General features: G+C 70.1%; 10 protein-coding genes and 1 pseudogene. 8 read left to right on the top strand and 3 right to left on the bottom strand.

Translation table 11 applies throughout. The features are described 5' to 3' along the window. Positions 1-40: 40 nt before the first annotated feature. A complete protein-coding gene (locus ACGGCP_RS10425; protein WP_392963934.1) occupies positions 41-502 on the bottom strand; it encodes a peroxiredoxin in 462 nt (153 codons plus the stop codon). 123 nt (positions 503-625) lie between these two features. Further along, the gene (locus tag ACGGCP_RS10420; RefSeq protein ID WP_270124607.1) at positions 626-1042 is read right to left on the bottom strand and encodes a DUF3052 domain-containing protein; all 417 of its coding nucleotides are present in this window, start codon (positions 1040-1042) and stop codon (positions 626-628) included. Positions 1043-1420: 378 nt separating this feature from the next. Here ACGGCP_RS10420 and aceE point away from each other — a divergent pair, with 378 nt between their 5' ends. Continuing rightward, a complete protein-coding gene (gene aceE / locus ACGGCP_RS10415) occupies positions 1421-4153 on the top strand; it encodes a pyruvate dehydrogenase (acetyl-transferring), homodimeric type (RefSeq protein WP_392963930.1) in 2733 nt (910 codons plus the stop codon). A 101-nt stretch (positions 4154-4254) separates the two neighbouring features. On the opposite strand, the gene trxA is transcribed toward aceE, so the two are convergent. Then, positions 4255-4623 (bottom strand): thioredoxin, encoded by a 369-nt coding sequence (gene trxA, locus ACGGCP_RS10410; RefSeq protein ID WP_392963928.1) that lies wholly within the window; start codon positions 4621-4623, stop codon positions 4255-4257. 117 nt (positions 4624-4740) lie between these two features. On the opposite strand from trxA, the gene ACGGCP_RS10405 reads away from it, so the two are divergent. The 7 genes and pseudogenes from ACGGCP_RS10405 to ACGGCP_RS10375 all read left to right on the top strand — a co-directional run bounded on the left by ACGGCP_RS10405 (position 4741) and on the right by ACGGCP_RS10375 (position 12238). After that, on the top strand, positions 4741-5910 hold the full coding sequence (locus ACGGCP_RS10405; protein WP_392963925.1) for a PucR family transcriptional regulator: 1170 nt from the start codon (positions 4741-4743) through the stop codon (positions 5908-5910). Between the two features lie 93 nt (positions 5911-6003). Beyond that, positions 6004-6894 (top strand): annotated as a pseudogene (locus tag ACGGCP_RS10400) (ACP S-malonyltransferase); the annotation flags it as partial. 41 nt (positions 6895-6935) lie between these two features. Continuing rightward, positions 6936-7889 carry a beta-ketoacyl-ACP synthase III gene (locus tag ACGGCP_RS10395; RefSeq protein ID WP_392963922.1) on the top strand — a complete coding sequence of 318 codons (954 nt, stop codon included), beginning with the start codon at positions 6936-6938 and terminating at the stop codon, positions 7887-7889. Between the two features lie 26 nt (positions 7890-7915). Then, complete coding sequence (locus tag ACGGCP_RS10390; protein ID WP_363528385.1) at positions 7916-8152, top strand: acyl carrier protein; 237 nt, start codon at positions 7916-7918, stop codon at positions 8150-8152. Continuing rightward, complete coding sequence (gene fabF / locus ACGGCP_RS10385; protein ID WP_392965069.1) at positions 8149-9372, top strand: beta-ketoacyl-ACP synthase II; 1224 nt, start codon at positions 8149-8151, stop codon at positions 9370-9372. The genes ACGGCP_RS10390 and fabF overlap by 4 nt, the downstream gene beginning before the upstream one ends. Positions 9373-9679: 307 nt before the next feature. Next, on the top strand, positions 9680-10879 hold the full coding sequence (locus tag ACGGCP_RS10380; RefSeq protein WP_392963920.1) for a DUF418 domain-containing protein: 1200 nt from the start codon (positions 9680-9682) through the stop codon (positions 10877-10879). A gap of 156 nt (positions 10880-11035) precedes the next feature. Further along, positions 11036-12238, top strand: a complete 1203-nt coding sequence (locus ACGGCP_RS10375) for a DUF418 domain-containing protein (RefSeq protein WP_392963917.1) — start codon at positions 11036-11038, stop codon at positions 12236-12238. The last annotated feature ends 16 nt before the right edge of the window (positions 12239-12254 follow it).

Genomic DNA, 12254 nt, shown 5'->3' with positions numbered 1-12254 from the left:
GGGCCGCCGGGGCGAACCCGGCGGCCCCTTCCTGGAAGTCCTAGGCCAGCTCGGACAGGGCCTTCTGCCAGGCGCCCTGGTCGCGGGCCTCGCCGGGCATGTTCATCTCGGAGAAGCGGACGACGCCCTGCTTGTCGATGACGAACGTGCCGCGGTTCGCCATGCCCTTCTCCTCGTTGAAGACGCCGTAGGCCTGGGCGACCTCGCCGTGCGGCCAGAAGTCGGACAGCAGCGGGAACTCGAAGCCCTCGCGCTGCGCCCAGACCTTGTGGGCGAACGGGGAGTCGATGGAGACGCTGAGGACCTGCACGTCGTCGCTCTGGTAGGCGTCGAGGTTGTCGCGGATGCCGCACAGCTCGCCCTCGCACACGCCGGTGAACGCGAACGGGTAGAACACGAGCAGGACGTTCTTCTCGCCGAGGAAGTCGGACAGGGAGACTTCCTGGTTGTTCTGGTCCTTCAGGGTGAAGGCGGGGGCCTTGGTTCCGGTCTCGATCGGCATGCGCGCTCCTCGCGGTGCGGCCCTCCGCGGAGGGCCTTCGACGGTCTGACGCGCTGAACGTTAGCGCCAGTCCGCGCCGCGCACCAACGGACCCGCCGGAAGCGGGCCCGCGACACCCGCGCCTCAGCGGCGGGCGACGACCATCCGGGACGCGACCCAGTCCGGGGAGGCGTTCAGGGTCTTCGTCGACTTGAGACCGGCGAGGGTCGTCGACTCCTCGATGTCGGCGGGCTCGATGTGGCCGGGCCGCCCGGCCTTGGGGGTGAGGAGCCAGACGACGCCGTCGTCGGCGAGCGGGTCGCGGGCGTCGAGGAGGAGGTCGACCAGGTCGCCGTCCTCTTCGCGGCACCACAGGAGCACCGCGCCCACGATCTCGTCGGAGTCCTCGTCGAGGAGCTCCCCGACCGCCTCGATGACGGCGCTGCGCAGGGCGGCGTCGACGTCGGTGTCGAAGCCGATCTCCATGACGGACTCGACGCCGTCGAGTCCGAGTCGCTGCACCACGCTCGATGAGTCCACCGGGCTGCTCGGAGCGTTCACTGCTTCCCCTCCATAGGTTCGGGCCGCCAGGGCTTTCGGCTCTGCTCTGGACAGCATATGAAGTACACCATAGGAGGCGGGTCATATCCAGCGCTCGCGCACGCGCGGGAAAAGAGGTCCGCGCGCGCATTCGCAACGGGCCCGGGCGATGTTGTGCGGACACGTTCACATGGCCGTGATCTCGCTTGCCGAGACGCCTTTCACAGCGCCGCAGGTGAGCGGGTTTCACAGTCGCGGGGAGTGTGGGCGCGGTCGCATCAAGGCGGGTGGGTCGTCGATGCTCGCGGTAGATTCAAGGGAGGATGGTAGAAAACGAAGACACTCTGCTGCCTGAAGAGCAACCCTGCAAAGCCGCAGTCTTAGAACGAGGGATCGCCCGTGACCACGGAACAGAACCGGCCGCCCATCAGTGACGGATTGCCGACCCAAGGACCGGACACTGACCCTGGGGAGACCAGCGAGTGGCTGGAATCCCTGGACGGCCTCCTCGACGGCGGCGGGCGCACCCGTGCCCGCTACGTCATGCAGCGTCTGCTCGAGCACGCCCGCAAGCGCCAGATCGGCGTCCCGGCGTCCACGAGCACCGACTATGTGAACACCATCCCGGTGGAGGCCGAGCCGCACTACCCCGGCGACGAGGCCGTCGAGCACCGCATCCGCTCGTACGTACGCTGGAACGCCGCCATGACGGTCCACCGCGCGCAGCGACCCGGCATCGGCGTGGGCGGGCACATCTCGACGTACGCGTCGGCCGCGAACCTCTACGAGGTCGGCTACAACCACTTCTTCCGCGGCCGCGACCACGAGGGCGGCGGCGACCAGATCTTCTTCCAGGGCCACGCCTCCCCCGGCATGTACGCCCGCTCCTTTGTGGAAGGCCGGCTGAACGAGGACGACCTCGACGGCTTCCGCCAGGAGGTCTCGCGCCCGCAGGGCGGCCTGCCGTCCTACCCGCACCCCCGCCTCATGCCGGACTACTGGCAGTTCCCCACCGTGTCGATGGGCCTGGGCCCGATCAACGCCATCTACCAGGCGCTGTTCAACCGCTACATGGACGACCGCGGCATCAAGGACACCAAGAAGCAGCAGGTCTGGGCGTTCCTCGGCGACGGCGAGATGGACGAGGTCGAGTCGCGCGGCGCGCTGCAGTTCGCCGCCGGGGCCGAGCTCGACAACCTCACCTTCGTCGTCAACTGCAACCTCCAGCGCCTCGACGGCCCGGTGCGCGGCAACGGCAAGATCGTCCAGGAGCTCGAGTCGTACTTCCGCGGCGCGGGCTGGAACGTCATCAAGGTCATGTGGGGCCGCGAGTGGGACCCGCTGCTCGCCGCCGACGCCGACGGCGCGCTGGTGAACCTCATGAACACCACCCCCGACGGCGACTTCCAGACCTTCAAGGCCGAGTCGGGCGCGTTCATCCGCGAGCACTTCTTCGGCCGCGACACCCGCACCAAGGCGATGGCGCAGCCCCTGTCGGACGACGACATCTGGAACCTGCGCCGCGGCGGCCACGACGACCGCAAGATCTACGCCGCGTACAAGGCCGCGATGGACCACGAGGGCCAGCCGACGGTGATCCTCGCGCACACCGTCAAGGGCTACAAGCTCGGCTCGACCTTCGAGGGCCGCAACGCGACCCACCAGATGAAGAAGCTCTCGCTCGACGACCTCAAGGGCTTCCGCGACGCCCTGGAGATGCCCGTCACCGACGCGCAGCTCGAGGCGAACCCGTACCTGCCGCCGTACGTCAAGCCCGCGGCCGGTTCGGCCGAGGACGAGTACCTGCAGGCCCGCCGCGCCGCGCTCGGCGGTTCGATCCCCAAGCGCCGCAACACGGTCATCCCGCTGGGCCTGCCCGGCGAGGAGGCCTACAAGTCGACCAAGCGCGGCTCGGGCAAGCAGAAGGCCGCCACCACGATGGCCCTCGTGCGCCTGCTCAAGGACCTCATGCGGGACAAGGAGACCGGCAAGCGCTGGGTCCCGATCATCCCCGACGAGGCGCGCACGTTCGGCATGGACGCGATGTTCCCGACGGCGAAGATCTGGTCGACGCACGGCCAGCAGTACCTGTCGGTCGACCGGGACCTGTTCCTCTCCTACAAGGAGTCCGAGCAGGGCCAGCTCATGCACGTGGGCATCAACGAGGCCGGCTCGATGGCCGCGTTCACCGCCGTGGGCACCTCGGGCGACACGCTCGGCGAGCCGATGATCCCGTTCTACATCTTCTACTCGATGTTCGGGTTCCAGCGGACCGCCGACGCGATCTGGGCCGCCACGGACCAGCTCGCGAACGGCTTCCTCATCGGCGCCACCGCCGGGCGCACCACGCTCAACGGCGAGGGCCTGCAGCACGAGGACGGCCACTCGCTGCTCCTGGCGCACACCAACCCGGCGGTCGTCTCCTACGACCCTGCGTACGGCTACGAGATCGGGCACATCGTCCAGGACGGCCTGCGCCGCATGTACGGCGAAGGCGAGCACGTCTTCTACTACATGACCGTGTACAACGAGCCGATCGTGCAGCCCGCCGAGCCCGAGAACGTGGACGTCGAGGGCATCCTCAAGGGCATCCACAAGGTCCAGACCGCCCAGGGCTCGGGCCCGCGAGTACAGCTCCTGACCTCGGGTTCGGGCATGTCCTGGGCGACGAAGGCCGCCGAGCTGCTCGAAGCGGACTGGGGCGTGGCCGCCGACGTCTGGTCGGTCACCTCCTGGACCGAGCTGAGCCGCGACGGCATCGAGGCCGACCGCCACAACCTCCGCCACCCGGAGGCCGAGAAGCAGGTCCCGTACGTGACGCAGAAGCTCGCCGACGCCGAGGGCCCGTTCATCGCCGTCAGCGACTACATGCGGGCCGTCCCGGACCTCATCAGCCGCTGGGTGCCGGGCGACTACACCTCGCTGGGCACGGACGGCTTCGGCCACTCCGACACCCGCGGGGCCCTGCGCCGCCACTTCAACGTCGACGCCGAGTCGATCGCCGTGGCCGCCCTCCAGCAGCTCGCCGCCCGCGGCGAGGTCAAGCCGGAGCTGGCCGCCCAGGCGGCCGCCAAGTACCAGATCACCGACCCGACCGCCGCCGAGGCGGGCGAAGCGGGCGGCGACTCCTAGTACGCGCATGACGAAGGGCCGCAGGCGATCGCCTGCGGCCCTTCGTCATGCGGTGCGTTTCAGCCCCGCTCTGCTCGTTCCTGCCGTTCGGAGTCCGCGGCCTAGGCCTCGGCCTCCTCCTTCTCGATCTCGGCGCGCACGGCGTCCATGTCGAGTTCCTTCACCTTCGAGATGATCTCCTCGAGCGCGGCCGGCGGCAGCGCGCCGGGCTGGCTGTAGAGGAGGATGCCGTCGCGGAACGCCATGAGCGTGGGGATCGACTGGATCCCGGCCTCGCCCGACAGCTCCGGCTGGTCCTCGGTGTCGATCTTCCCGAAGACGACGTCAGGGTGCTTCTCGCTCGACGCCTCGAACGTGGGCGCGAACATCTTGCACGGGCCGCACCAGTCGGCCCACCAGTCCACCAGCACGATGCCGTTACCGGTGACGGTCTCCTCGAAGTTGTCCTTGGTCAGTGCAACCGTGGCCATAGGGCCGCCTCTCTGTCGTGGCTTCTTTGGTGCTCTTCCGCGCAACAGTAGTGGCGGCCGAGCTATTCCGACAGACGGCCATGCGCGGCGTACGCCACGTCTGGCAGGCTATAGGGCATGGATCTGGCCACGACCATTCAGAACATCGAGCGCTCCTCCTCGGCGCTGACGACCCAGTCGCTCACCCGGATGGACGAACGCCTCCCCTGGTTCCGCGACCTCCCTGCCGAGCAGCGCTCCATGGTCACCCTGGTCGCGCAGGCCGGGGTGCGGCAGTTCCTCGAATGGCTGCGCAACGGCGGCGAGGACCTGGGCACCTCCGACATGGTCTTCGAGGCCGCCCCCGTCGAGCTCGCCCGCGCCATCAGCCTCCAGCACACCGTCGCCCTCATCCAGGTCGTCATCGACGTGGTCGAGGAGCAGGTGCCCCAGCTCGCCGCCGAAGGCGAGACGGACCAGCTGCGCGAGTCGGTGCTGCGCTTCAGCCGCGAGATCGCGTTCGCGTCCGCCCGCGTGTACGCGCGCGCCGCCGAGACGCGCGGCGCCTGGGACGCGCGGCTCCAGGCGATGCTCGTCGACGCGCTCCTGCGCGGCGACAACTCCGACGAGCTCATCTCCCGCGCCGCCGCCCTCGGCTGGTCCGAGACGCAGACGATCACCGTCGTCTGCGGCGCGACCCCCGGCGGCGAGGCCACGCTCGTGCTCCATTCGGTCCAGCGCGCCGCCCGCAGGCTCGGCCTCGACATCCTCGCGGGCGTCCACGGCGCCCGCCTCGTGCTGCTCCTCGGCGGCGTCAAGGAGCCGGTGGAGATCGTCGAGAAGCTCACCGGGCAGTTCGGCGACGGCCCTGTCGTGGTGGGCCCCACCGTGACCGGCCTCGCCGACGCGTCCACGTCCGCGCTCGCGGCCGTGGCCGGGCACCGGGCCGCCCCGGCCTGGCCCGACGCGCCCCGGCCCGTCACCGCGACCCAGCTCCTCCCGGAGCGGGCCATCGCGGGCGACGAGGAGGCGCGCCGCACCCTGCGCGAGAGCGTCTACCTGACGCTGCGGCGCGCGGGCGGGGAGCTGCTGGAGACCATGGACGCGTTCATCGCCTCCGGCGGGGTCCTCGAGGGCACCGCGCGCGAGCTCTACGTCCACCCGAACACGGTCCGGTACCGCCTCCGCCGCATCCAGGAGGTGACCGGTTTCTCCCCCACCGAACCGCATGAGGCCTTCGTCCTCCGTGTGGGGTTGACCATAGGCCGCCTGGAGAACGCATCGGGCACCCGGCGTTCGCGCAGTTGACAACGAGTGTTGTAGATTCCCTACAAGAACCGGACCGGCTTTCAGTCTCCAGGCTGCTCCCGTATCACCTGTTGTCAATGCGAAAGTCTTAATGTGCTTGCCATTCTCGCTCCCGGGCAGGGCTCGCAGAAGCCCGGGTTCCTGACGTCATGGATCGAATACGACCCCGCGGCCGAGGCCCGCCTGCGCGCCTGGTCCGAGCTCATCGGGCTCGACCTCGTGCACCTGGGCACCACCGCGGACCAGGCCGAGATCACCGACACCGCCAACACCCAGCCGCTCCTCGTGGCGGCCGGGCTGCTGGCCGCCGAGTACCTCCCCGTCTCGGCCGCGTCGGTCGTCGCGGGCCACTCGGTCGGCGAGCTCACCGCGCTCGCCCTCGCCGGGGTCCTCACCCCCGAGGACGCCGTCAAGCTCGCCGCCGTGCGCGGCCGCGAGATGGCCGCCGCCTGCAGCATCGAGCCGACCACGATGGCCGCCGTCCTCGGCGGCGTCGAGGCCGACGTGCTCGCCGCGATCGAGAACGCGGGCGCGTGGCCCGCGAACCGCAACGGCGCCGGGCAGATCGTCGCCGCCGGACCGGTCGCCGCGATCGAGAAGCTCACCCAGGGCCCGCCCGAGAGGGCCCGCATCATCCCGCTCAAGGTCGCCGGGGCGTTCCACACCCCGCACATGGCCCCCGCGCAGGAGGCGCTCGAGGCCGTCGCCGCCGAGATCCAGGTCAAGGACCCGGTGCGGACCCTCCTGTCGAACAAGGACGGGCGGCCCGTCGCGAGCGGCGCCCAGGCCTTGCAGCAGATCGTGGCCCAGGTCACGTCGCCGGTCCGGTGGGACGCGTGCATGAGTACGCTTGAGGAACTGGGCGTCACGGCGGTCCTCGAACTGCCGCCCGCCGGTACCCTCACCGGGCTCGCGAAGCGGGCTCTCAAGGGCGTCGACCGGCTCAATGTCAACACTCCCGACGAGCTCATGCTCGCCGCGGACTATGGCGTCGACGCCGAACACGAGTTGAACGAAGGAGCCGAGTGAGCGTCATCGGAACGCGCGTCGTCAGCGTCGGGCACTACCAGCCGGAGAAGATCCTCACCAACGCCGACCTCGCCGAAATGGTCGACACGAACGACGAGTGGATCGTCTCGCGTGTCGGCATCAAGGAGCGCCGCATCGCCGCCGACGGCCAGAAGGTCGCCGACCTCGCGATCGAGGCCGCCCGCGAGGCCATGAGCAACGGCGGGTTCACCCCGGACGACGTCGACTTCGTCATCGTCGCCACCGTCTCCGCCAAGGACATCTGCCCCAACACCGCCTGCCGCGTCGCCGACGCGCTCGGCATCAAGGCCCCGGCCGCCATCGACGTCAACACCGCCTGCTCGGGCTTCGAGTACGCGCTGGCCCAGGCCGACATGGCCATCCGGGTCGGCAGCGCCAAGCGCGCGCTGGTGATCGGCGCCGAGTGCCTCTCGGCCGTCACCGACTGGGAGGACCGCTCCTCGTGCGTCCTCTTCGGCGACGGCGCGGGCGCGGTGGTCATCGAGGGCACCGACAACCCGGAGCAGGCGATCAGCCCGGTCCTGTGGGGCTCGGAGCCGTCGATGAGCGACGTCATCCGCATCGAGGAGGACGTCCCGTTCATCAAGCAGGCCGGCCAGACCGTGTTCCGCTGGGCCACCACGCAGCTCGCGCCGCTCATCGAGCAGGTCGCCGAGCGGGCCGGCCTCAAGGTCAACGAGCTCGCGGCCTTCGTGCCGCACCAGGCGAACCTGCGGATCATCCAGGGCATCGCCAAGCGCCTCGACTTCAGCGACGACTGCGTCATCGCCGAGGACATCGTCTACTCCGGCAACACGTCCGCGGCATCGGTGCCGCTGGCGCTGTCGAAGTTGGTTCAAAGTGGCAAGGTGGCCTCCGGCGCCCCGATCCTCCTGTTCGGATTCGGCGGCGGACTCACCTACGCCGGGCAAGTCATCCGCTGCCCGTAATTATCGAGAGGAAATAACTCATGGCTCTGTCTCGTGACGAGATCCGCGAAGGCCTGTCCGACATTCTCGAAGAGGTCGCGGGCGTCAACCCCGACGATGTCGCCGACGGCAAGTCCTTCACCGACGACCTGGACGTCGACTCGCTCGCCATGGTCGAGGTCGTCGTCGCCGCCGAAGAGAAGTTCGGCGTCAAGATCCCCGACGACGAGGTCGCCAACCTGAAGACCGTCGGCGACGCCGTTTCCTTCATCGAAAAGGGCTGAATGTGACTGAGGTAGTCGTGACCGGGCTCGGCGCGACCACTCCCCTCGGCGGGGACGTGGCGTCGACCTGGGAAGCACTCGTGGCCGGTCGGTCGGGCGTGCACCTGCTCGAACACGAGTGGGCGCAGGAACTCCCGTGCCGTATCGCCGCCGAGCTGGCGGTGGAGCCGTCCGAGGTCCTGCCTCGGGTGCGGCTGCGCCGCCTGGACCGCTCCGAGCAGATCGCGCTCGTCGCGGCCCAGCAGGCGTGGGACGACGCGGGGCTGAACGACGACCTCGAGAAGGAACGCCTGGGCGTCGTCTTCGGTTCCGGCATCGGCGGGGCGCTGACGCTCCTCGCCCAGGACGACATCCTGGAGGAGAGCGGCGCCCGCAAGGTCTCCCCGTTCACCGTGCCCATGCTCATGCCCAACGGCCCCGCGGCCGTGGTCGGCCTCGAGTTCCACGCCCGCGCCGGCGTGCACGCCCCCACCAGCGCGTGCGCCACCTCTGCTGAGGCGATCTCGTGGGCCGCCGACATGATCCGCGTCGGCCGCGCCGACGTGGTCATCGCAGGCGGCGCCGAGGCGGTCATCGGCGGCCTGCCGATGGCCGGGTTCTCCTCGATGAAGGCCATGTCGACCCGCAACGACGACCCGACGCACGCCTCCCGGCCCTGGGACCGCGACCGCGACGGGTTCGTCATGGGCGAGGGCGGCGGCGCGCTGATCCTGGAGCGCCGCGACCACGCCGAGGCGCGCGGGGCGAAGATCTACGCGGTCGTCGCGGGCTCCGGCCTGACCTCCGACGGCTTCGACATGGTCCAGCCCGACCCGGAGTGCCGGGGCGGCGGCCGGGCGATGGCGGCGGCGATCAAGCAGGCCGGCATCGACCCGAAGGAGATCGGCCACGTCAACGCCCATGCGACGTCCACTCCGGTCGGCGACATGGCCGAGGTCAAGGGCGTCAAGCGCGAGGTCGGCGACCACGTGGTGCTGACCGCGACCAAGTCCATGACCGGGCACCTGCTCGGCGGGGCGGGAGCGGTCGAGTCGATCGCGGCGATCCTGGCGATCGTCGAAGGGGTCATCCCTCCGACCATCAACCTGGAGAACCCGGACCCGGCCCTGGACCTGGACGTCGCGGCGAACGAGGCGCGCAAGGTGGAGCTGAACGCCGCGCTCAACACGGCCTTCGGCTTCGGCGGCCACAACGCGGCGCTTTTGTTCACGAAGGCGTAGCCGTAGTGAACTCAAGGTTCAGCACGAAGGCGTAGCCGGCGCGAAGCGCCGGGGCTCCGCACGAAGTGCGGAGGCATAAGTGACGCAACAGCATCGGAGGGCCCTGCCGCGGAAGCGGCGGGGCCCTCCGTCTTTTTGGGGCGCGTAGTACCGGGGTACGACGCCGCGGTGTCGGGCTCCTTCTCCCGGACGAGACCAGTCTGTCCCGGCGACCGGGGCGCCGCGCGGGGTCCCGGCACTAGCGTGGACAACGCCCGGCCGTCGATCGACGGCCGGGTCCACGCACCCGCCGAGGAGTCCCCCGACCATGACCACCGCCCCCGCAGTGCGCACCGGGCCGGCCGGCCCGCCGCCGTCCATCGGCAGGGCCGAGCGCTCGCTCGCGCCGGACATCGCCCGAGGCGGCATGCTGCTGTTCATCGCGCTCGCCAACGTCCCGGCGCACCTGTGGGGCATGGGCGCGAACGACTACGCCCACAACACCGGCCAGTCCGGTGCCGACCACATCGCACTGTTCTTCGAGCAGCTGGTCGTCGCCGAGCGCTCGCGGCCGATGTTCGCGATCCTCTACGGCTTCGGCATCGCCGTCATGGCCTCGCGGATGTTCGCGCGCGGCATGGACCCCAAGGGAGTCCGGAAGGTCCTGCGCCGCCGCTCGTGGTGGCTCGTCGCGTTCGGCTTCGCGCACGCGGTGCTCCTGTTCGTGGGCGACATCCTGGCGCCCTACGGAGCTGCCGGACTGGTCGCCCTGTTCTTCGTGCACCTCTCCGACAAGTCGCTCAGGAAGTGGTTGTGGGGCAGCTCGCTCTACCTGGCGCTCATCGGGCTCCCGGTCATGGCGCTCCTCTCCGGAGGGGGCGGGGAGCCCCCGGCCGAGTCCACTCGGCCGCCGTACGTCGACCATCTGATCGACGGTGCGCTCGTCTCGACGGTGCTCACGGTCGTGAGCGTCCTCGTCGCCCTGTTCATCCCGCTGATCATCGCGGGGCTCATGCTCCACCGCGCGGGGTGGATCGACCACCCCGAAGCGCATCTGCCGCAGCTGAAGAAGGCGTTCGTCTCCGGCATGGCCGTGAACGTGCTCAGCTCGCTTCCCGTGGCGCTCACCGCACTCGGCGTCTGGGAGCCCTCGAGCGCGGTGTTCACGGCGGCCCTGTACCTGACGATCGCGGGCGGCATGTACGCCGGACTCGGCTACATCTGCGGCTTCGCGCTCCTGGCGCACCGCTTGCGCGGCTTCGGCCGCCGCGGCGTCCCCGGGGCGCTCGCCGCCGTTGGCGAACGCTCCCTCACCTGCTATCTGCTGCAGTCGATCATCATGGCCCCGCTCCTGACCGAATGGGGCTTCGGCCTCGGCGAGGACCTGGGCTACCTCGGCGCGTTCGGCTTCGCGGCCGCCACCTGGCTCGTCACCGTCCTCGTCGCGGTCGCGCTCGACAAGGCCGGGAGACGCGGCCCGTTCGAGGTGCTGCTGCGGCGGCTCACGTACGGTCCCAGGCGGGCCTGATCCTCCCCTGGTACGACGCCGGTCCGTCCGGGGAACGACAAGGGTCGGTACCGCAGGCGGGAGTGCCGGGCGGGGGTTGGCACTACCGTGAAAACGGGCCGTTTCTCATAGACTGAAACGGAAACCAGCACCCAACACGACCCGAAGGAGACCGTCGTGTCCGCCACCGCCCCCCTCACCGCGTCCGGGCCGCCCGGCGCGCCCGCCCCGATCACCAAGGCCGAGCGCTCACTCGCACCCGACATCGCGCGCGGCTTCATGCTCCTGTTCATCGCCCTCGCGAACGTCCCGATCCACTTGTGGGGCATGGGCCTCGACAAGTACAACCACAACACCGGGCAGTCGGCCGCCGACCACGTCGCGTACTTCCTGGAGCAGCTGCTCGTCGCCGAGCGCTCGCGCCCGATGTTCGCCGTCCTGTACGGCTTCGGCATCGCCGTCATGGCCTCGCGGATGTTCGCGCGCGGCATGGAGGCCAAGAGCGTCCGCAAGGTCCTGCGCCGCCGCTCGTGGTGGCTCATCGCGTTCGGCTTCGCGCACGCGGTGCTGCTGTTCTTCGGCGACATCCTCGCCCCGTACGGGGCGATGGGCCTCATCGCGCTGTTCTTCGTGCACCTCTCCGACAAGTCGCTCAAGCAGTGGCTGTGGGGCTCCGCCGCCTACGTCGCGCTGGTCGGCACCCCGGTCATGGCGTTCTTCTACACCACCACCTCGGCGCCGCCGGGCGGCGACGGCCTGCCGCCGTACGTCGGCCAGCTGGTCATGGGCGCGATCGCCTCGCCGACCTCGATGATCGCGATCGTGCTGACGGGCTCGTTCTTCCCGCTGATCGTCGCGGGCATGATGCTGCAGCGCGCGGGCTGGCTCGACCACCCCGAAGCGCACCTGCCGCAGCTGAAGAAGGTCTTCGTCTCCGGCATGGCCGTGAACGTGCTCAGCTCGCTTCCCGTGGCGCTCATCGGCCTCGGCGCGTGGGAGCCCTCGACGGAGATCTGGCGGGCCTCGGTCTACCTGACGCTCCTGGGCGGGCTCTACGCCGGGATCGGGTACATCTGCGGCTTCGCGCTCCTGGCGCACAAGCTGCGCGGCTTCGGCCGCCGGGGCGTCCCCGGGGCGCTCGCCGCGGTCGGCGAGCGGTCGCTCACCTGCTATCTGCTGCAGTCGATCATCATGGCCCCGCTGCTCACCGCCTGGGGCTTCGGCCTCGGCGAGGACCTGGGCTACCTCGGCGCGTTCGGCTTCGCGTTCGGGACCTGGCTGGTCACCGTCTTCATAGCGGTCGCCCTGGACAAGGCCGGGAAGCGCGGCCCGTTCGAGGTGCTGCTGCGGCGGCTCACCTACGGCCCCAAGCGGGCCTGAACCCGACACCCCCGCG

Origin of the sequence: Glycomyces sp. NPDC048151, assembly GCF_043202775.1 — a bacterium.
Lineage (GTDB): Bacteria > Actinomycetota > Actinomycetes > Mycobacteriales > Micromonosporaceae > Glycomyces.
Note: the sequence above shows the minus strand (reverse complement) of the source record. Positions and strands in the feature narration are given on the sequence as shown.